The 19,122-nt window shown below is 58.9% G+C and carries 19 protein-coding genes; all 19 read left to right on the top strand.

What is annotated here, in order from left to right:
- The first annotated feature begins 52 nt into the window (after positions 1 to 52).
- The 19 genes from fabD (at position 53) to B5M06_RS17635 (ending at position 19,016) form a co-directional block, all read left to right on the top strand.
- Positions 53 to 997 carry an ACP S-malonyltransferase gene (fabD, locus tag B5M06_RS02165; protein ID WP_054067457.1) on the top strand — a complete coding sequence of 315 codons (945 nt, stop codon included), beginning with the start codon at positions 53 to 55 and terminating at the stop codon, positions 995 to 997.
- Entirely contained in the window at positions 994 to 1,731 is a 738-nt protein-coding gene (gene fabG / locus B5M06_RS02160; RefSeq protein ID WP_054067456.1) for a 3-oxoacyl-ACP reductase FabG, read from the top strand. The genes fabD and fabG overlap by 4 nt, the downstream gene beginning before the upstream one ends.
- Positions 1,732 to 1,836: 105 nt before the next feature.
- A complete protein-coding gene (gene acpP / locus B5M06_RS02155) occupies positions 1,837 to 2,076 on the top strand; it encodes an acyl carrier protein (protein WP_019575021.1) in 240 nt (79 codons plus the stop codon).
- Positions 2,077 to 2,124: 48 nt separating this feature from the next.
- Positions 2,125 to 3,369, top strand: a complete 1,245-nt coding sequence (gene fabF, locus B5M06_RS02150) for a beta-ketoacyl-ACP synthase II (protein WP_054067455.1) — start codon at positions 2,125 to 2,127, stop codon at positions 3,367 to 3,369.
- 99 nt (positions 3,370 to 3,468) lie between these two features.
- A complete protein-coding gene (locus B5M06_RS02145) occupies positions 3,469 to 3,939 on the top strand; it encodes a hypothetical protein (RefSeq protein WP_058880112.1) in 471 nt (156 codons plus the stop codon).
- A gap of 51 nt (positions 3,940 to 3,990) precedes the next feature.
- A complete protein-coding gene (gene rpoE / locus B5M06_RS02140; protein WP_054067453.1) occupies positions 3,991 to 4,620 on the top strand; it encodes an RNA polymerase sigma factor RpoE in 630 nt (209 codons plus the stop codon).
- Between the two features lie 40 nt (positions 4,621 to 4,660).
- Entirely contained in the window at positions 4,661 to 5,293 is a 633-nt protein-coding gene (locus B5M06_RS02135) for a sigma-E factor negative regulatory protein (RefSeq protein WP_054067452.1), read from the top strand.
- A gap of 239 nt (positions 5,294 to 5,532) precedes the next feature.
- The gene (locus tag B5M06_RS02130) at positions 5,533 to 7,050 is read left to right on the top strand and encodes a DegQ family serine endoprotease (protein WP_054067451.1); all 1,518 of its coding nucleotides are present in this window, start codon (positions 5,533 to 5,535) and stop codon (positions 7,048 to 7,050) included.
- Positions 7,051 to 7,463: 413 nt separating this feature from the next.
- The gene (lepA, locus tag B5M06_RS02125; protein ID WP_054067450.1) at positions 7,464 to 9,272 is read left to right on the top strand and encodes a translation elongation factor 4; all 1,809 of its coding nucleotides are present in this window, start codon (positions 7,464 to 7,466) and stop codon (positions 9,270 to 9,272) included.
- A 15-nt stretch (positions 9,273 to 9,287) separates the two neighbouring features.
- Positions 9,288 to 10,259, top strand: a complete 972-nt coding sequence (gene lepB, locus B5M06_RS02120) for a signal peptidase I (RefSeq protein WP_054067449.1) — start codon at positions 9,288 to 9,290, stop codon at positions 10,257 to 10,259.
- A gap of 71 nt (positions 10,260 to 10,330) precedes the next feature.
- Positions 10,331 to 10,687, top strand: a complete 357-nt coding sequence (locus B5M06_RS02115) for a DUF4845 domain-containing protein (protein WP_054067448.1) — start codon at positions 10,331 to 10,333, stop codon at positions 10,685 to 10,687.
- Positions 10,688 to 11,371 carry a ribonuclease III gene (gene rnc / locus B5M06_RS02110; protein WP_054067447.1) on the top strand — a complete coding sequence of 228 codons (684 nt, stop codon included), beginning with the start codon at positions 10,688 to 10,690 and terminating at the stop codon, positions 11,369 to 11,371. It abuts the gene before it with no gap.
- Positions 11,368 to 12,510, top strand: coding sequence for a GTPase Era (gene era, locus B5M06_RS02105; RefSeq protein WP_054067446.1), 1,143 nt, complete (start codon positions 11,368 to 11,370; stop codon positions 12,508 to 12,510). The genes rnc and era overlap by 4 nt, the downstream gene beginning before the upstream one ends.
- Positions 12,511 to 12,686: 176 nt before the next feature.
- A complete protein-coding gene (gene recO, locus B5M06_RS02100) occupies positions 12,687 to 13,451 on the top strand; it encodes a DNA repair protein RecO (protein ID WP_054067445.1) in 765 nt (254 codons plus the stop codon).
- Positions 13,448 to 14,233, top strand: coding sequence for a pyridoxine 5'-phosphate synthase (locus B5M06_RS02095; protein ID WP_054067444.1), 786 nt, complete (start codon positions 13,448 to 13,450; stop codon positions 14,231 to 14,233). The genes recO and B5M06_RS02095 overlap by 4 nt, the downstream gene beginning before the upstream one ends.
- Before the next feature lie 92 nt (positions 14,234 to 14,325).
- Positions 14,326 to 14,727, top strand: a complete 402-nt coding sequence (acpS, locus tag B5M06_RS02090; RefSeq protein WP_054067443.1) for a holo-ACP synthase — start codon at positions 14,326 to 14,328, stop codon at positions 14,725 to 14,727.
- Positions 14,728 to 14,796: 69 nt separating this feature from the next.
- Entirely contained in the window at positions 14,797 to 15,891 is a 1,095-nt protein-coding gene (gene nagZ / locus B5M06_RS02085; protein WP_054067442.1) for a beta-N-acetylhexosaminidase, read from the top strand.
- 16 nt (positions 15,892 to 15,907) lie between these two features.
- Complete coding sequence (locus tag B5M06_RS02080; RefSeq protein ID WP_054067441.1) at positions 15,908 to 16,963, top strand: 6-phosphofructokinase; 1,056 nt, start codon at positions 15,908 to 15,910, stop codon at positions 16,961 to 16,963.
- A gap of 277 nt (positions 16,964 to 17,240) precedes the next feature.
- Positions 17,241 to 19,016, top strand: a complete 1,776-nt coding sequence (locus B5M06_RS17635; protein ID WP_420809979.1) for a methyl-accepting chemotaxis protein — start codon at positions 17,241 to 17,243, stop codon at positions 19,014 to 19,016.
- Positions 19,017 to 19,122: the final 106 nt, after the last annotated feature.

Here is a 19,122-nt window from a genome sequence, read left to right as displayed (position 1 = left end):
CTTGCTAAATAAGCGCTAGAGCCGTTTTTTATTAATAACGAGTGACCGTCATATGAAGAAATTCGCATTCGTCTTTCCGGGGCAAGGTTCGCAGTCCGTAGGCATGCTGGACGCATGGGGTGACCACCCCGTCGTCGCACAGACGCTGCAGGAAGCTTCGGACGCCCTGGGTGAAGACATTGGTGCGCTGATCCAAAACGGCCCCAAGGAAGCTTTGGCGCTGACCACCAACACCCAGCCTGTGATGCTGGTCGCCGGCGTGGCGGCTTGGCGTGTCTGGCAGGCTGAAGGCGGTGCCATGCCTGATGCTGTAGCCGGTCACTCGCTGGGTGAGTATTCGGCGCTGGTGGCTGCTGGCGTGCTGACGCTGGCCCAGGCCGCACCGCTGGTGCGCCTGCGTGCTGCTGCCATGCAGGAGGCCGTGCCAGTGGGTACGGGTGCCATGGCTGCCGTGCTGGGTCTGCCTGCCGACAAGGTCAAGGAAGTCTGCGCCGCTGTGGCCGCTCAGCTGGGCGGCAGCGAAGTGGTGGAAGCCGTGAACTTTAATGACCCAGGTCAGACCGTGATCGCGGGCTCCAAGGCTGCGGTAGAAGCTGCCAGCGCAGCGGTCAAGGAAGCAGGCGCCAAGCGTGCGCTGCCCCTGCCTGTGTCCGCGCCTTTCCACTCCAGCCTGATGAAGCCTGCAGCTGAGAAGCTGAAGGTCGCGCTGGATGCGCTGGAGCTGGGTGTGCCCCAGATTCCTGTGATCAACAACATCGACGTTGCGGTGCAGACAGATGCAGCCGCTATCCGTGATGCGCTGTACCGTCAAGCTTTTGGCCCTGTGCGCTGGGTGGAATGCGTGCAGGCCATGAAGGCTCGCGGCATTACGCATTTGGTAGAGTGCGGTCCTGGCAAGGTGCTGGCAGGAATGACCAAGCGCATTGATGCAGAACTGGTGGGCGCAGCCCTCTATGACCCTGCTACGCTGACAGAAGTGAAAGAATTGCTCGCATGATCGAACAAAAGAAACAAGTTGCGCTGGTGACTGGCGCATCGCGCGGTATTGGCGCGGCCATTGCAGCCGAGCTGGCTGAGCGTGGTTACACTGTGATTGGTACTGCCACCACTGACGCTGGTGCAGCACGTATTACCGAAACCCTGGCTGCCAAGGGCGGCCGTGGTGTGAATCTGAATGTGAACGACGCCGCAGGCGTGGACGCGCTTATTGACGATCTGGTCAAGAACGAAGGCGGTCTGCATGTGCTGGTCAATAATGCCGGCATCACCCGTGACACCCTGGCCATGCGCATGAAGGATGAGGACTGGGAAGCCGTTTTGGATACCAATCTGAAGGCTGTTTTCCGACTCAGCCGTGCGGCTATTCGCCCCATGATGAAGCAGCGCTTTGGCCGCATCATCAGTGTGACCAGCGTGGTCGGTGCCACGGGCAACCCCGGTCAGGCCAACTACGCAGCAGCCAAGGCTGGCGTAGCAGGTATGTCCCGCGCTCTGGCGCGTGAGTTGGGCAGCCGCGGTATTACCGTAAACTGCGTGGCTCCTGGCTTTATTGCTACAGATATGACAGCAGCTCTGCCTGAAGAGCAGCAAAAGGCTTTGGCAGCACAGATCCCTCTGGGACAGCTGGGCAAGCCTGCCGACATTGCACATGCCGTGGCCTTCCTGGCCTCGGAAGGGGCTGGTTACATTACCGGACACGAGTTGCATGTCAATGGCGGCATGTACATGTAAATTAACGAAAGTTATGCCGTTTCCTCGCGACGGCAGGCTGTTTCGGGGAGGATTTCCTGAAACGGCTAGAATCGCGGGTTCATTCACAACCCCCTGAGGGAAACCATGAGCGATATCGAAGCACGTGTCAAAAAAATCATTGCTGAACAACTCGGCGTTGAAGAGTCTCAAGTAACCAACGAAAAGGCCTTCGTGGCTGACCTGGGCGCTGACTCCCTGGACACGGTCGAACTGGTGATGGCCCTGGAAGATGAATTCGGCATCGAAATCCCCGATGAAGATGCTGAAAAGATCACGACGGTGCAAAACGCCATCGACTACGCCAATACCCACCACAAGGCTTAATTCATTAAGCATTTACGCACCGAAGCGATAAAAATAAGGTTTGAACGCATGAGCCGTCGTCGCGTTGTCGTGACCGGCCTGGGATGCATCAGCCCCGTGGGCAACACGGTGGCTGAAGCCTGGGCCAATCTTTTGGCCGGCCAGTCCGGTATTGACCGCATCACCAAGTTTGATGCCTCTAACTTCTCCTGCCAGATTGCAGGCGAGGTCAAGGGATTCAATGTAGAGGAGTACATGAGCGCCAAGGATGCGCGTTCCATGGACACCTTTATCCACTATGGCATCGCGGCTGCGGATCAGGCTGTGAAGGATGCAGGCCTGCCTACGGGTGAGGCCTTGTCCGATGACCTTGCTACCCGCATCGGTTGCGTGATTGGGTCTGGCATCGGGGGCTTGCCCCTGATCGAGAACACTCAGATTGAGTTGTCCAATCGCGGCCCCCGCCGCATCACCCCATTCTTTGTGCCCGCTTCCATTATCAATATGGTGGCTGGACACGTTTCCATGCGTCATGGCTTCAAGGGTCCCAACCTGTCGGTGGTGACGGCTTGTACCACTGGCCTGCACTGCATCGGTGAGGCTGGACGCATGATTGAATACGGCGACGCGGACATCGTGATCGCCGGTGGCGCTGAATCGACTGTATCCCCACTGGGTATCGGCGGTTTTGCAGCCATGCGCGCACTGTCTACGCGCAATGACGACCCCAAGGCCGCATCGCGCCCCTGGGATAAAGACCGTGACGGTTTTGTGCTGGGCGAAGGCGCTGGTGTACTGGTGCTCGAAGAGTACGAGCACGCCAAGGCACGCGGCGCCAAGATTTACGCCGAGCTGGGCGGTTATGGCATGAGTGCTGACGCTGGTCACATGACTGCGCCCAATATGGACGGCCCACGCCGCGCCATGCTCAACGCCATGCGCAATGCCGGTGTGAACCCTGATCAGATCAACTATCTGAACGCACACGGCACATCGACTCCTCTGGGCGACAAGAACGAAAGCAACGCCATCAAGGCAGCGCTGGGCGACGCGGCTTACAAGACCGTGGTTAGCTCAACCAAGTCCATGACGGGTCACCTGCTGGGCGGTGCTGGTGGTATCGAGAGCGTCTTTACCGTCATGGCTATCCATGACCAGAAGATTCCTCCCACCATCAATCTGCTGAATCAGGATCCTGACTGCGATCTGGACTACTGCGCCAATGTGGCGCGCGATGCCAAGATCGACGTGGCACTGAAGAACAACTTTGGCTTTGGTGGCACCAACGGATCGCTGATCTTCAAGCGCATCTAAGCATCTGGCAGGAAGGTGTGAAAATGCCTTCTCTGTGACTGAACCCGCTTGTGGCTGCAAGGCTCAAGCGGGTTTTGTTTTGATTTGCATGAGGTACGCATGACCGCTCGCCACAGTCCCGCCGTGCACTATCCGCTGCAGCGTCCGGTGCTGCTGTGGTGTATCTGGAAGTGGGTGTCTGTGCTTAGCGCTGCACTGCTGCTGATGTGGCTCTGGCTGGGGGCGGGTCAGGGGTTGTTGCTTGCAGCATTGGCTGCTGTAGTGTGCTGGGTGCTGGAGGTCTGGGCCGTGCACTGCAGCCTGTTGCGCTTGCCGCAAGGCCATCTGCACTGGGATGGCAAGTGCTGGAGTCTGGTGCAAGGCGGTGGCAGCAGCGCTGTGCTGGTATCGCTGCGGGTGATTGCTGATATGCAGCAGTTGCTGGTGCTACGGCTGGAGTGCCTGCAGGGCCGTAGCTGCCATGTGCTGCTCGAGAAAAAATGGGCGCCTGAGCGCTGGCTGGATTTGCGGCGTGCGGTATATTCATCAGCTTATCTGTCGCAACCCCACCAACAGTCAGGGGCTGCATAACCGCTTCTGCACTGTGCGGCACGATGCCCTCTGCGAGAGAACTTCGCTTTCATGAATTCAGCCTCTGCGCCCTCTCTTTCCTCTGACAGTGACCTGCAACTGGTGGAACGTACCGTTGCGGGCGATCAGCGCGCGTATGAGCTGCTGGTGATCAAATACCAGCGCCGCATTGAACGCCTGATTGCACGCATGGTGCGCGATCCCGATCTGGTGCAGGATATTGCTCAGGAAACTTTCTTGCGTGCCTACCGGGCGCTGCACCAGTTCCGGGGTGAGGCGCAGTTCTATACCTGGCTGTACCGCATTGCTGTCAATACCGCCAAGAAGGCGCTGGTGGAGATGCGGCGCGATCCGGTCATGCTCGAGAGTGCGTTACATGTTTCGGACGAGGACGATGAAACTTTTCGTGCACGTAACGAACCAAGTACAGACGAAACGCCAGAGACTGTCATGGCTGCGCAGGAGATTGCTGCAGCTGTGAATGCAGCCATGGATGCTTTGCCCGAAGACTTGCGCCAGGCCGTGACATTGCGTGAAATTGAAGGTCTGAGCTACGAGGAAATCGCAGCAGCCATGAATTGTCCGATTGGTACGGTGCGTTCGCGTATCTTTCGGGCGCGTGAAGCGATTTCAGCCAAGGTCAAGCCTTTGCTGGAGCGCCAAAGTGGCAAGCGATGGTGAGAAAAGGATATTGGTCTACAGCCAGTGAGCAGGTGAACCCATGATGGAACAAGAAATGAACAAGGAATTGCTGTCTGCCTTGGTGGATGGCGAGCTGCACGGTGAAGAACTGGAGCAGGCCTTGGCGTGCGCAGAGTCTGCAGAAGGCTGCGCAAGCTGGGAGATCTACCATCTCGTGGGGGATGTGCTGCGCTCGCCCGATCTGGCGCACCACAGTCAGCACGATTTGCTCAGCGGCCTGCGTGAAAAGCTGGCACAGGAGCCGCCTCCCTTGCAGCTGGCTTCTTCGCAGCTGCAGCAGGTGGCGACTGGCCTGGCCCAGTCTGATGCCCGCGTGGTGCCGCTGCGCGATCCTGCGGCGAACAGCTCCGTGTTCCGCTGGAAGGTGGCTGCGAGCTTTGCTACCGTGGCTGCCGTGGCAGCGCTGGGCTGGAATTTGCTGGGCACGGTCAATGCACCACAGGGTGCGCAGCTTGCGGCAGCGCCTGCAAGCATCAGTACGCCCGTGCTAGTAGCTACCGGTGAGGGCGATGTGCTGCGTGATCCCAAGCTGGACGCGCTGCTGGCCAATCACCAGCAATATGCCAGCCGTCCCTCGCTGCAGACGCCTGCGGAGTTCTTGCGCAATGCCAGCTTTGCCGCGCGCAGTAGCGCACAGGCCGGCAGCAAGTAAGTCTACTTTCAAAAAAGTGAGCACTTTGCGTTGGATGAATAAGGGATTCCAGTTCAAATGATGCCCAAACATAGAAAGAGCGTGCGCAAGCCGCTCTTTTTTTATATTGGGCCTTTGCTGCAAAGAAAACTGTATTTATGTAAACGGTTTATAAAGCTGGGAACCAATTGCTGGTCTTTTTTTCTGAGTATGCAGCTGCACGTTGTGCAGAAAGAAATTTAGAAAAGGACGTGTAGAAAATGCCTTCGATGAAAATGAAATCTATTTATGCTGCCATCTTGGCTGTGGGTATTGCGGCTGGTGCAGGCTCCGTGGCATGGAAGGACAGCGTCAGCACCAATGTGCTGCCCGCAGCGCACGCACAGGCTGCGACGGCGCCCGTGGTCTCTGGCCTGCCTGACTTCACCCAGCTGGTAGACCTGGTGGGCCCAGCGGTTGTGAATATTCGCACCGCTGAAAAGGTGCGCAGCAATCCCATGGCATCTGGCGGCATGGATGAAGAAATGCTGGAGTTCTTCCGCCGCTTTGGTCTGCCTGTGCCCAATGCACCTCGCCAGGGTCGTCCCGGCCCTGCGCCCGGTGATGATGAGGAAGTACGCCCCAGCGGTGTAGGTTCCGGCTTTATCGTCAGCCCCGATGGCTATGTGATGACCAATGCCCACGTGGTGGATGGCGCCAGCGAAGTGATTGTGACGCTGGCGGACAAGCGTGAATTCAAAGCCAAGATTGTGGGTGCGGACAAGCGCACTGACGTGGCGGTGGTCAAGATCGACGCCAAGGACTTGCCTGCCGTGAAGATTGGCAATGTCAATAACCTCAAGGTGGGTGAATGGGTGCTGGCGATTGGCTCTCCATTTGACCTGGAAAATACCGTGACAGCCGGTATTGTTTCGGCCAAGCAGCGTGATACGGGTGATTACCTGCCATTTATCCAGACCGATGTGGCGATTAACCCTGGTAACTCCGGTGGCCCCTTGCTGAATATGCATGGTGAAGTGGTGGGTATTAACAGCCAGATCTATTCGCGCTCCGGTGGCTTTATGGGTATTTCCTTTGCTATCCCTATCGATGAAGCTGTGCGCGTGAGCGACCAGCTGCGTGCGACTGGCAAGGTCTCGCGTGGCCGCATCGGCGTGCAGATCGGTGCGGTGACCAAGGATGTGGCGGAGTCCATTGGCCTGGGCAAGGCTCAGGGTGCGCTGGTGTCTGCGGTGGAGCCTGACTCGCCAGCTGCCAAGGCCGGCATCGAGGCCGGTGACATCATCGTGAAATACGATGGTAAAGACATTGAGAAGGTGGCCGACCTGCCGCGCATGGTGGGTAACACCAAGCCTGGCAGCAAGGCGGAGGTGACGGTTTTCCGTCGCGGTCAGCTGCGCAACCTGTCCATCGTGGTCGCAGAGGTCGAGCCAGAGGAGGTTGCACAGGTGCAAACTGACGAAGCTGCAGAGTCCGGCTCCATCGCAACCGCTACGGCCAAGAAGCTGGGCTTGGTGGTGGGTGACCTGACTGCTGCACAGCAAAAGGAACTGGGCATCAAGGGTGGTGTGCGTGTGCTGACCGCATCGGGCGCTGCAGCGCGTGCCAACCTGCGCGAGGGCGATGTGATTCTGGCCGTGGCCAACCAGGAAGTGACTGGCATCAAGAGCTTTGAAGCAGCGCTGGCCAAGGCCGACCTGACCAAGCCAGTGAATGTGCTGGTGCGTCGCGGCGAGTGGACGCAGTATGTGCTCATCCGCCCACGCAGCAATCCTTGATTCGACAGCAGCGCATCCCTGCGTCAGCGGCATATGTCCTGACGTAGGGCTGAGTCTGGGGGTAATGCCTGGCAAGTGGAGTGCTTGGTTAGAATGGCCGCTTCAGAGCGCGGTCACGGACTGAGACAAGCGAGCACTTGCTGCAGATACAGCACCTGATGGTGCTGTTTTTGCGCAAGGTCTGCCTGCATGGAATCTGTGGTTAACTTGTGGAAAATGGCGTTCGGGGCGCACATGAATGCCCGAGTCATAGCAAATGGATGCTTGGTTTTTGGGCAGTTTTGCCTACAATTGGCAGTCCAACCTCATCGCAGTTGCCAGAGATTGTTGGTTCAGGGTGCGTCAACATCTGACGCGCCCTTTTTTTCTTGCAATGACCACGCTTTCTCTTTAATTACAAACGCTTATCGTTGATGAAGCACATCCGAAATTTTTCCATCATTGCGCACATTGACCACGGCAAATCGACACTTGCCGACCGCCTGATCCAACGCTGTGGTGGCTTGGCAGAGCGTGAAATGGAGGCGCAGGTGCTTGACTCGATGGATATCGAGAAAGAGCGCGGCATCACCATCAAGGCACAGACCGCCGCCCTGCAATACAAGGCCAAGGACGGCAATGTCTACAACCTGAACCTGATCGACACTCCCGGTCACGTGGACTTCTCTTATGAAGTGTCGCGCTCGCTGTCGGCCTGTGAAGGCGGCTTGCTGGTGGTGGATGCTTCGCAAGGCGTGGAAGCGCAGACCGTGGCCAACTGCTACACCGCGCTGGACCTGGGCGTGGAAGTGTTTGCCGTGCTGAACAAGATGGACCTGCCCCAGGCTGATCCTGATAACGCCAAGGCCGAGATCGAAGACGTGATCGGCATTGATGCCAGCGATGCCATTCCCTGCTCGGCCAAGACCGGCATGGGCATTGATGACATCCTGGAGGCCATCGTCGCCAAGGTGCCCCCTCCCAAGGGCAACCCTGATGCGCCTTTGCGCGCCATGATCGTGGACAGCTGGTTTGACCCCTATGTGGGCGTTGTGATGCTGGTGCGCGTGGTTGACGGTGAGCTCAAGAAGAATGAGCGCTTCAAGATGATGGCTACGGGCGCCGCCTATGAAGCCAACCAGGTGGGCGTGTTCACCCCTGCGAACTCTCCGCGTGACTCGCTCAAGGCGGGTGAAGTGGGTTACATCATTGCCGGCATCAAGGAATTGAAGGCCGCCAAGGTGGGCGACACCATTACGCTGGAAAAGAAGCTGCCCAACAATCTGGGCCCTGCTGAGACACCGCTGCCTGGCTTCAAGGAAGTCAAGCCCCAGGTGTTTGCTGGCCTCTACCCCACAGAAGCTTCTGAATACGACCAGCTGCGCGACGCACTGGAAAAGCTGCAGCTCAATGATGCGGCCCTGCAGTTTGAGCCAGAAGTCTCTCAGGCGCTGGGCTTTGGCTTCCGCTGCGGCTTCCTGGGCCTGCTGCACATGGAAATCGTGCAGGAGCGTCTGGAGCGTGAGTTCGACCAAGACCTGATCACCACCGCGCCCAGCGTGGTCTACAAGGTGGTCAAGGGCGACGGTGAAGTCATCGATGTGGAAAACCCCTCGAAGATGCCTGATGTGGGACGCATCCAGGAAATTCTGGAGCCCATCGTGACCGTGCACCTGTACATGCCGCAGGACTACGTGGGCCCCGTGATGACGCTGGCCAATCAGAAGCGTGGCATCCAGATGAACATGCAGTACCACGGCCGTCAGGTCATGCTGACCTACGAAATGCCCCTGGGCGAAATCGTGCTGGACTTCTTTGACAAGCTCAAGTCGGTCTCGCGCGGCTATGCCTCCATGGACTATGAGTTCCTGGAGTACCGTGCGTCTGACGTGGTGAAGGTCGACATCCTGCTCAATGGCGAGAAGGTGGATGCGCTGTCCATCATCGTGCACCGTTCGCAGGCGGTGTACCGTGGCCGTGCCGTGGTGAGCAAGATGCGCGAAATCATCAGCCGCCAGATGTTTGACGTGGCGATTCAGGCAGCCATTGGCGCCAACATCATCGCGCGTGAAACCGTCAAGGCGCTGCGCAAGAACGTGCTGGCCAAGTGCTACGGTGGTGACATTACCCGTAAGCGCAAGCTGCTCGAAAAGCAGAAGGCTGGTAAGAAGCGCATGAAGCAGATTGGCTCGGTGGAAGTGCCGCAGGAAGCTTTCCTGGCCATCCTGCAGGTCGAAGAGTAAACAGAAGAGGGAACCATGCAAGCCATGCAGTGGATCACCGCGGTTATCTTGGCCGCATTCGTTGCCTATATTGGGGCGTGGTATGTCGGCGCCATCGAAGGCAACTTTGCCTTGCTGATGTTCCTGGCGACTTTTGTCACCGGTATTTACTGGCTGGCCGAACGCTTTTACTTCTTTCCGCAGCGCAAGAAAGAAGCAGAGCGCCTGAACGCTGAGGCCGAGGCACGCCGTGCCGAGCTGGAGCGCCAGGGGTTGCGCCATGACATGGATACCAAGCCAGGAGAGACCCGCATCCTGCGCCAGCCCTGGTGGCTGGACTGGACGGCGGGCCTGTTCCCGGTGCTGTTCGTGGTGTTTGTACTGCGTTCCTTCTTGTTTGAGCCCTTCAAGATTCCATCGGGCTCCATGATTCCCACGCTGATGGTGGGCGACCTGATCCTGGTGAACAAGTTCCACTATGGTGTGCGCCTGCCTGTGATCAATACCAAGGTGACCGACGGCAATCCCGTTGAGCGTGGCGATGTGATGGTGTTCCGCTATCCCCCTCAGCCTACGCTGGACTACATCAAGCGTGTGGTGGGCCTGCCTGGTGACACCGTGGCCTACCTCAACAAGCGCCTGACCATCAACGGCGTGGAAGTGCCCACCGAGCAGCTGCCCGACTTTTTCGACACCGATGCCATGCGTTACTTCAAGCAGCTGGAAGAACATCTGGGCGAGAAGCCGCACCGCATGCTCAACACGCCTGGTGTGCCTGCGTACATTCAAGGGGCGTCTGAGTACCCCTACCGCGAAAACTGCGTCTACAGCGTGGAAGGCGTGACCTGCAAGGTGCCAGAGGGCTACTACTGGGTGCTGGGCGACAACCGCGACAACTCGCTGGACTCGCGCTACTGGGGCTTTGTGCCTGAAGCCAACATTGTCGGAAAAGCCTTTTTCATCTGGATGAATTTCGGTAACCTCAAACGCATCGGTAGCTTTCATTAAAAGTGCGCAGCACTTGAATCAGAGAAATGGCCGCTGTAGCGGCCATTTCCATAAGAGCAGAGGGAATATCTATGCGTGGAGCCACTCGTCACAGCCAGCGCGGTCTGTCTTTCATCGGTTTTGTCGTGATTGCTGTGCTGGCAGTTGCGGTTTTTGCGATTGGCGGACAATCGCTGCCTATCCTTCTGGAATATCAGTCGGCCCAGAAAGCAGCGACCAAGGCTGCGCGGGAAGGCGATACCGTGTCAGAAGTGCGTGCAGTGTTTGACAGGGCTGCACAGATTGACGACATCACCACCATCTCTGGCAAGGATCTGGAGATCTCCAAGGTCAATGACCGGGTTGTGGTGGGCTTTGAATATGAGCGTTCCGTTCCGTTGGTAGGCCCTGCCTACCTTGTTTACCGTTTTAATTACCAGACCAAATAGGTGCCAATCACCCTGCAAGAACTGCAGCAGACGCTGCAGTACACATTCCAAAATCCTGCCTTGCTGCAGCGTGCGCTGACGCACCGCAGCTTCTCGGCAGACAACAACGAGCGTCTGGAGTTTCTGGGAGACTCTGTGCTGAGTCTGGCCATCTCCAGTCTTTTGTTCCAGCGCCTGCGTGAGCTGCCCGAAGGTGATCTGTCGCGCGTGCGTTCCAACCTCGTCAAGGAAGGCACGCTGCACCAGATTGCGCTCAAGCTCCAGCTGCCCGAGCTGCTGCGCCTGGGCGAAGGTGAGGCCAAGTCCGGCGGCAAGAACCGCCCCTCGATTCTGGCAGACGCCGTCGAAGCCATTCTGGGCGCGGTGTACCTGGACGCTGACTTTGTCGCTGCCGAGCAAGTGGTACACCGCCTGTTTGAAGGCGTGGACATCAACCCCCACATGCGTGCGGCCGAGAAAGACCCCAAGACGGCTTTGCAGGAGTGGCTGCAAGGCCGCCGCATGCAGCTGCCCCAATACAGCGTGCTGGCCATTACCGGGGCTGCGCACAAGCAGACCTTTGAAGTGGCCTGCATGATTTCCGAACTCAAGCTGGGCGCCAAGGGCACAGGACCATCGCGTCGTGCCGGCGAACAGGCTGCTGCCAGCGCCATGCTGGCCATTTTGAAAGCGAAACACCCATGAACGATGCTGCGAAAAAAGTAGCTAGCACCGCAGGCGCCAAGGGCGCTAAAGGCCAAAAAGGCATTAAATCTCCAGTCCCTTCGTTTCCTGATGTGACACCTGCTGGCCAGAGCATGGCCGAGCTGGATGCCATGCTGGCTGCGGCCAAGCCCGGCGCAACCCCCTCGCTGGTGGCACGTGCGGCAGAGATTGAGGCCGAGAAAGCTGCTGAAGCTGCCGCGCCCGTGCGTGTGTACGCTCCCGAAGAGCAGCGCTGTGGCCTGATCGCCATCGTGGGCAAGCCCAATGTGGGCAAGTCCACGCTGATGAATGCGCTGGTGGGGCAGAAGGTGTCCATCACCTCGCGCAAGTCGCAGACCACACGCCACCGCATCACCGGCATCCGCACCAAGGAAGAGACGCAGTTCATTTTTGTGGACACGCCCGGCTTCCAGACCAAGCACTCCACGGCCCTGAACAAGTCGCTGAACAAGGCCGTGATGGGCGTCATTGGTGATGTGGACCTGATCCTGTTCGTGGTGGAAGCAGGCAGCTTCACCCTGGCCGATGCCAAGGTGCTGAGCCTGTTCAAGCCCGGCATTCCCACCATTTTGGTGGCGAACAAGCTGGACACCGTGGGCCGCCGTCACGAGATTGCCCCCTGGCTCAAGAGCATGCAGGATCGCCACCCCTTTGCAGAGTTTGTGCCCATGTCGGCCAAGAGCAAGGGTGACATCGAGCGCCTGTTCGGCATCTGCGCCAAGTACCTGCCCGAGCAGCCCTGGTTCTACGGTGAAGACGAGCTGACCGACCGCAGCGAAAACTTCATGGCCGCGGAAATCGTGCGTGAAAAGCTGTTCCGCTTCACAGGCGATGAGCTGCCTTACACCTCCACCGTGGTGATCGACAAGTTTGTCGAAGAGCCCAGCAAGGTGCACAACCGCTTCATGCGCATTGCCGCCACCATCGTGGTGGAGCGCGATGGCCACAAGGCCATGGTGATTGGTCAGGGCGGCGAGCGCCTCAAGCGCATCTCGACCGAAGCCCGCCAGGAAATGGAAAAGCTGTTTGACGCCAAGGTTTTCCTGGAAGTGTGGGTCAAGGTCAAGTCGGGCTGGGCGGATGATGAAGTCCGCGTCAAGTCCTTCGGCTACGAGTAAGGTGTCGGGTGCCGCCTGGCGTTGCCGATACTTTGTCGCACCCGCTTGCCGTGGCGCTGCCACTGTCTGCGCGGGTGCTTTGCGTCTCGGGCGCTTCGCTCAACGCTATGCGACACTTCAAGCTTCGTGCTTTTCCTAAAGGTCTCACTGAGGCCTTTTTGTCTTTTTGAGAACCTATGGCCGCCAAGCGCGTGGGTGATGAACCCGCCTTTATCCTGCACCGCTATGACTGGAGCGAGTCCAGCCTGATTCTGGAGGTGTTCACACGCCACCGTGGCCGTGTGGCGCTGCTGGCCAAGGGCGTCAAGCGCCACACCTCCAACTTTCGTCCCGTGCTGCTGGCGCTGCAGCCGCTCAAAGTCAGCTACACGCTTTCGGGTGATGGCAATGCCGACATCCATGTGCTCAAAGGCGCGGAGTGGGCGGGTGGGCACATCATGCCCATGGGCAACAACCTGCTCACCGGGCTGTATCTGAACGAGCTGCTCATGCGCCTGCTGGCGCGGGACGACCCGTATGCTTACCTGTTTGATGTGTATGGCGCCGTGGTCAAACTGCTGGCTACCCAGCAGGAAGAAGTGATTGAACCCGTGCTGCGCGCGTTTGAACTGATTTTGCTGCGCGAGCTGGGCTTGCTCCCATCGCTGGAGCTGGAAACGCAGACGCTGCAGGCGCTGGAGCCGCAAAAGTCTTATGTGCTGGTGGCCGAGATGGGTTTGCGCCCGGCGCTGGACGGCGACCGTGCCAGCCTCACCGGGGTGCAGTGGCGCAGCCTGCAGCACGCGCTGGAGCAGGGTGAGGCCGCTTACCCCGCCACTGTACGCGCCTGTGCAGCGGTGGCATCGGCATTGAAGCCGCAGCTGCGCCATTTGCTGCAATACCATTGCGGCAGCCCCCTGCTGCGCACGCGGCAGCTGATGATGGATTTGCAAACGCTATGACTGCTTCGTCTTCCCCATTTCGTCGCACGGCCCTGTCCGTGAATGTCAACAAAGTCGCTCTGGTGCGCAATACGCGCCATCTGGGTATTCCTTCGGTCACACGTGCCGCGCAGCTGTGCCTGGAAGCTGGGGCGCAGGGCATCACCATCCACCCCCGCCCGGATGAACGCCATATCCGTGCCAGCGATGTGTATGAACTGGCAGCGCTGCTCAAGGCCTGGCCGCAAGCCGAGTTCAACATCGAAGGTAACCCCACGCAGAACCTGATGCAGTTCATTCGCGATGTGCGTCCGCACCAGGCCACTTTTGTGCCTGACAGCGAAGACCAGTTCACCAGCGACCACGGCTGGAGCTTCCCGCAGGATGCCGAGCGCCTGCGCCCCTTGATTGCCGAATGCAAGGCCCTGGGCGTGCGCGTGAGCCTGTTCATGGACCCTGTTCCCGCGCAAATGGCCGCTGCCAAGGCAGTGGGTGCAGACCGCGTTGAGCTGTACACCGAGCCTTATGCCGCAGCCTGGGGCACGGCCGATCAGGAACAGCAGCTGGCTATTTACGCCCAGGCGGCGCAGGCAGCGCTGGATGCCGGGCTGGAGGTAAATGCTGGCCACGACTTGAGCCGCGACAATCTGGCCGCCTTTGTGGCCCGTGTGCCCGGTGTGGCCGAAGTCTCTATTGGCCACGCGCTGATTGCTGACGCGCTGGAGCTGGGCTATGGCGCTACCGTCAAGGCCTACCAGGCCTGTATCGATGCAGGCATACAGGCCAGACTACTGAATAAATAGCGTCTAGCGCTGGTCAATAAAGCATTTCAGATGGTTTTCTATCTGAAATGCTTGAAATATCAGCGCTAACAGCTCTTCTTTTTGATGAATACATGATTTACGGCATTGGTACGGACATCTGCGACATTCGCCGCATCCGCGACAGTCTGGAGTGCCACGGCGACCGCTTTGCAGAAAAAGTGCTGACCGCGCAGGAACTGCAGGTCTGGCGCGCCCGCAGCGCACGCTGGCCTGAACGCGGCGTGCGCTATCTGGCCACGCGCTTTTCGGCCAAGGAAGCCTTCAGCAAGGCCGTTGGCATGGGCATGCGCATGCCCATGACCTGGCGCAACTGCGAGATTGCCAACCTGCCCAGTGGCCAGCCCACCATCGTGCTGCATGGCGCGATGAAGCAGTGGATGGACGAAAAAGGCCTGAAGGCCCACATCACCGTGACCGACGAGAGCGAATACGCAGCCAGCTTTTGCGTGGTGGAAACACAGGCAGCTGCCTGAGCGCCCACGCAAGCGCGGCTTCGGGCTCATACTTGAGGTTTTGTAGCAAACGCCCCTGTTGTGACCACCATGACCGCCATGCATGCCCCTTTGATCATCGACATCGCAGGCCACAGCCTGACCGATGTGGACCGCGCCCGCCTCGCCCATCCCCTGGTAGGCGGCATCATTTTGTTTGCCCGTAACTGGGAAAGCCGTGCGCAGCTGGTGCAGCTGTGTGCCGACATCAAGGCCGTCAAGGAAGACCTGCTGATCTGCGTGGACCATGAAGGGGGGCGCGTGCAGCGCTTCAAGACCGATGGGTTTACGCACATCCCATCCATGCGCACATTTGGCGAGATGTGGATGGATGACGGTAAGGGTAAGCAGCGTCGCAAAGGTAGCGGAGCCATGCGTGCCATGAATGCCGCCACTGCAGCAGGCTATGTGCTGGGCAGTGAATTGCGCGCCTGTGGTGTGGACTTCAGTTTTACGCCGGTGCTCGATCTGGACTATGGTGAAAGCTCGGTCATTGGCGACCGCAGCTTTCATCGCGATCCGCGTGTAGTGACAGCCCTGGCCAAGAGCCTGATGCATGGCTTGTTGCAGGCGGGCATGGGAAATTGCGGCAAGCACTTCCCCGGGCACGGTCATGTGAAGGCAGATTCACACATTGATATCCCGGTGGACAAGCGCAAGCTTAAAAAAATTCTGAGAGAAGACGCTGCGCCATACCCATGGCTGTCCAGCGTGCTCACGGCTGTCATGCCTGCGCATGTGATTTATCCCAAGGTGGATGCGCTGCCCGCAGGTTTCTCCAAAGTCTGGCTGCAGGACATTCTGCGCGGCGAGCTGCGCTATGACGGCGCCATCTTCAGTGACGACTTGAGTATGGAAGCTGCGCGCCGCATAGATGGTGAGGTCATCAGCTACACCGAAGCGGCTTTGCGTGCTCTGAACGCGGGCTGCGACATGGTGCTGCTGTGCAACCAGAGCCTGGGTTTGGGTGAGCATGTCGATGCACTGCTGGACGGCATGGACGACGCACTGCGCACGGGTCGCTGGGTGCCGGATGTGGACTCGGAGTCACGCCGCCTGTCGCTGCTGCCCGAGACCATGCCCCAGCCCTGGGATGAGCTGATGCTGCAGCCTGCCTATCAGGATGCATTGAATTTGCTGAACTAAGAAGAAAGAGGGAGTGATGAAAGTTGGCGTGTTGACAGGGGGCGGCGACTGCCCCGGCTTGAACGCGGTGATCCGCGCCGTGACCAAGTCTTTGATCAGCCAGGGGCAGTGTGAGGTCATTGGCATTCAGGATGGCTTTGAAGGCCTGATGGGCGAGACGCCTCGCGTCAAGCCGCTGGGCTGGGATGAGGTTTCAGGCATCCTGCACATTGGAGGCACCATTCTGGGCACCAGCAACAGCGCCAACCCGCTCAAGAACGAGGAAATACTGGCCCAGGTCAAGCGCAATGTGCAGGCGCTGGGTCTGGACGTGGTGGTGTCCATTGGCGGTGACGGCACGCAAAGCCTGGCCTATGGCCTGGCCCATGCCGTTGGCATGCAGTGCGTGGGTGTGCCCAAGACCATTGACAACGACATTGCCAACTGCGAACGCAGCTTTGGTTTTGACACGGCCGTGGCTACCGCCACCGAGGCCCTGCGCCGCATTGAAAGCACGGCCAACAGCCACCACCGCGTGATGATTGTGGAGACCATGGGCCGCAATGCGGGCTGGCTGGCGCTGGAAGCGGGCATTGCCGGGGCGGCAGACATCATCCTGATTCCCGAGATCGACTACGACCTGCAGACCATTATCGACGTGTGCAAGGCGCGCGAGCAGCGCCAGCGCTACACCATCATCTGCATCGGCGAGGGTGCCAAGGAAAGCGGCCACAGCCTGACGGTGCGCGAAACCGTGGCCTACAGCCCTGACCCTGTGCGTTTGGGGGGCGTCGGTCATGTGCTGCGTGAGCGTTTGCAGCCACACCTCAAGAGCGAGGTGCGTACCACCGTGCTGGGCCACGTGCAGCGCGGTGGCGACCCTACGCCGTTTGACCGTGTGCTGGCCACCCAGTTTGGTCACCATGCCGCGCAGCTGATTCTGTCCGGCCAGTTTGGCCGCATGGTCACCCTGCAGAACGGCCAGATTGGCAGCGTAGCAATTGCCACGGTTGCCAATACCCAGCGCCGCATAGCGCTGGACCACCCGCTGCTGACCATGGCGCGGGACATTGGGATCTGCCTGGGGGCTTAAGCTGGTAGCCGTGCATGCGCAGAAAACAAGAAGCCGCTGGGGCCTGCACCAGCGGTTTTTTTCATGGACTTGGCTTGTGATGCCTGCAATGCAACAGATTGTACGTAAATGTAAAAAAAGGTTAATGAACAAGTGATTACAGGTAAACCCCAGGCAGTTTTCGACGATAAACCATGGAACGCGTGGCTCGTGATCTGCAAGGCCCGGGCCTTTTTTATTTGTTAGGAAAGATATGCAGTTTCAGAACTTGTCGGTGTCCAAAAAGATTTGGGCGCTGATGCTCTTGGTGATGGGTGCCTTGCTCGCTGCAGGCTTGGGCATGCAGACCTATATGCTGAGTCTGGAAAGCAGTTTGCGCCAGCAGCTGCAAAGCGTGGAAGAGCGCATCCGGGTGGTGGTGCAATGGCGAGGTGCGGTAGAAACCTCGGCCAGCTTTCTGGTGGCAGCCAATATGGCTCAGGACCAAGCGAGCATGGACTTTTTCAACACACGTTATGAAGAAGCACGCAAGATCACCACCGTGCTGCGCGAAGAAACGGAGGAGCATCTAGAGACGGCGGCCGGACGTCAGCGCTTCGAGAGCATCAATGCTGCCCGCGAGAAGGTGAACAATATTTCCCAGCAGGTGGCCATGGAGCGTCGCAGTGATGGTGATGTTGCCGCCATGGTGCAGTCTGATCTGATACCCGCAGTGACCAGCTACATAGCGGAGCTGGATGCCATGGTCAAACTGCAGGAGCAGTTGCGTACCACCATCATTCAGGACAGCGACAGCATCCGTACCCGAGCCATGATCATTGGAGGGCTAGGCTTGCTGGCTGTGGTGGTCGTAGGCTTGCTGATTTCAGCATGGCTGGTGCGCCAGCTAACAGCACCTTTGGCGAGGGCCGTAGATTTGGCACAGGAAATTGCCAACGGCAATCTCACCCGCGATGTACATGACGACCGCAAGGACGAGCTGGGCCAGCTGCTGCGCAGCCTGAACACCATGACGCAAAAGCTGCGCGCTGTGGTGGGTGAAGTGCGCAATGGCGTGGATTCTGTGTCCTCGGCCGCAACCCAGATCGCTTCAGGCAATCAGGATCTGTCGGCACGTACTGAGCAGACGGCTGCCAACCTGGAAGAAACCGCGGCTTCCATCGAAGAGCTGACAGCCACCGTGACCCAGTCTGCCGATACCGCACGCCAGGCCAATCAGCTGGCAGCCACGGCCGTGCAGGCCGCTGAGCGCGGTGGTGAGGTGGTCAGCCAGGTGGTCATGAGCATGGACCATATCAATACCTCCAGCCGCAAGATCAGCGACATCATCGGTGTGATCGACGGGATTGCCTTCCAGACCAATATCCTGGCGCTGAACGCCGCGGTGGAAGCTGCCCGAGCGGGCGAGCAGGGCCGTGGCTTTGCCGTGGTGGCCGGTGAAGTGCGCTCGCTGGCGCAGCGCAGTGCCGAGGCGGCCAAGGAAATCAAGGCCTTGATCACGACCAGCGTGGGCAATGTGGAAGTGGGCGCTGAGCAGGTTGCGCAGGCCGGTGAGAGCATGCAGGCAATCGTTGCCAGCGTGCGCCGCGTGACGGATCTGATCGGGGAAATCTCTGCTTCTTCCCAGGAGCAGCGCGATGGTATTGCTCAGGTCAACCAGGCGGTGAGCAATCTGGATCAGATGACCCAGCAAAACGCTGCGCTGGTGGAAGAGTCCTCGGCCGCCGCGATTGCCATGAACGAGCAGGCACAGCGCCTGGCCCAGGTGGTGGCACTTTTCAATGTGGGGCAGGAGCAGGTGCAGCGTCTGGCAAGCCCAGCCTCAGCACCTCGCGCCAGTACAGCTGCAGCCCCCGCTGTGCCACGCAAGCCTGAAAATGTGGCCAAGGCTACAGTGCCCAAGTTGAGCAGCAAATCTGGCACAGCCAGCAAAGCAGACGCCGCGCAAGAAAAACCTGCATCTGCCGCCGCCAAGCCAGCACAGGAGGCTGCACCCAAGCTGCTGCGGCCTGCACCATTGCATGCAGCAAGCAGCAAAAATACCGTCAACGATGACGACTGGGAAACCTTCTAAGCCCCGTCGCCGTATCCGGTACAAGGGAGTCCTAGGGACTCCTTTTTTATGCGCAAAATAAGGCAGGAACGCTTATTTCATCAGCGCAATCAGCTATTCATTCAGA

The sequence above is a fragment of the Comamonas kerstersii genome (genome assembly GCF_002056725.1).
Lineage (GTDB): Bacteria > Pseudomonadota > Gammaproteobacteria > Burkholderiales > Burkholderiaceae_C > Comamonas > Comamonas kerstersii.
The sequence above is the reverse complement of the archived record's forward strand: the minus strand, read 5'-3'. Positions and strand labels throughout refer to the sequence as shown.

Excerpts from the sequence above, each read along its gene's own strand:
- fabD (WP_054067457.1), top strand. The coding sequence starts at position 53 with ATGAAGAAATTCGCATTCGTCTTTCCGGGGCAAGGTTCGCAGTCCGTA.
- fabG (WP_054067456.1), top strand. The coding sequence starts at position 994 with ATGATCGAACAAAAGAAACAAGTTGCGCTGGTGACTGGCGCATCGCGC.
- acpP (WP_019575021.1), top strand. The coding sequence starts at position 1,837 with ATGAGCGATATCGAAGCACGTGTCAAAAAAATCATTGCTGAACAACTC.
- fabF (WP_054067455.1), top strand. The coding sequence starts at position 2,125 with ATGAGCCGTCGTCGCGTTGTCGTGACCGGCCTGGGATGCATCAGCCCC.
- B5M06_RS02145 (WP_058880112.1), top strand. The coding sequence starts at position 3,469 with ATGACCGCTCGCCACAGTCCCGCCGTGCACTATCCGCTGCAGCGTCCG.
- rpoE (WP_054067453.1), top strand. The coding sequence starts at position 3,991 with ATGAATTCAGCCTCTGCGCCCTCTCTTTCCTCTGACAGTGACCTGCAA.
- B5M06_RS02135 (WP_054067452.1), top strand. The coding sequence starts at position 4,661 with ATGATGGAACAAGAAATGAACAAGGAATTGCTGTCTGCCTTGGTGGAT.
- B5M06_RS02130 (WP_054067451.1), top strand. The coding sequence starts at position 5,533 with ATGCCTTCGATGAAAATGAAATCTATTTATGCTGCCATCTTGGCTGTG.
- lepA (WP_054067450.1), top strand. The coding sequence starts at position 7,464 with ATGAAGCACATCCGAAATTTTTCCATCATTGCGCACATTGACCACGGC.
- lepB (WP_054067449.1), top strand. The coding sequence starts at position 9,288 with ATGCAAGCCATGCAGTGGATCACCGCGGTTATCTTGGCCGCATTCGTT.
- B5M06_RS02115 (WP_054067448.1), top strand. The coding sequence starts at position 10,331 with ATGCGTGGAGCCACTCGTCACAGCCAGCGCGGTCTGTCTTTCATCGGT.
- era (WP_054067446.1), top strand. The coding sequence starts at position 11,368 with ATGAACGATGCTGCGAAAAAAGTAGCTAGCACCGCAGGCGCCAAGGGC.
- recO (WP_054067445.1), top strand. The coding sequence starts at position 12,687 with ATGGCCGCCAAGCGCGTGGGTGATGAACCCGCCTTTATCCTGCACCGC.
- B5M06_RS02095 (WP_054067444.1), top strand. The coding sequence starts at position 13,448 with ATGACTGCTTCGTCTTCCCCATTTCGTCGCACGGCCCTGTCCGTGAAT.
- acpS (WP_054067443.1), top strand. The coding sequence starts at position 14,326 with ATGATTTACGGCATTGGTACGGACATCTGCGACATTCGCCGCATCCGC.
- nagZ (WP_054067442.1), top strand. The coding sequence starts at position 14,797 with ATGACCGCCATGCATGCCCCTTTGATCATCGACATCGCAGGCCACAGC.
- B5M06_RS02080 (WP_054067441.1), top strand. The coding sequence starts at position 15,908 with ATGAAAGTTGGCGTGTTGACAGGGGGCGGCGACTGCCCCGGCTTGAAC.
- B5M06_RS17635 (WP_420809979.1), top strand. The coding sequence starts at position 17,241 with ATGCTCTTGGTGATGGGTGCCTTGCTCGCTGCAGGCTTGGGCATGCAG.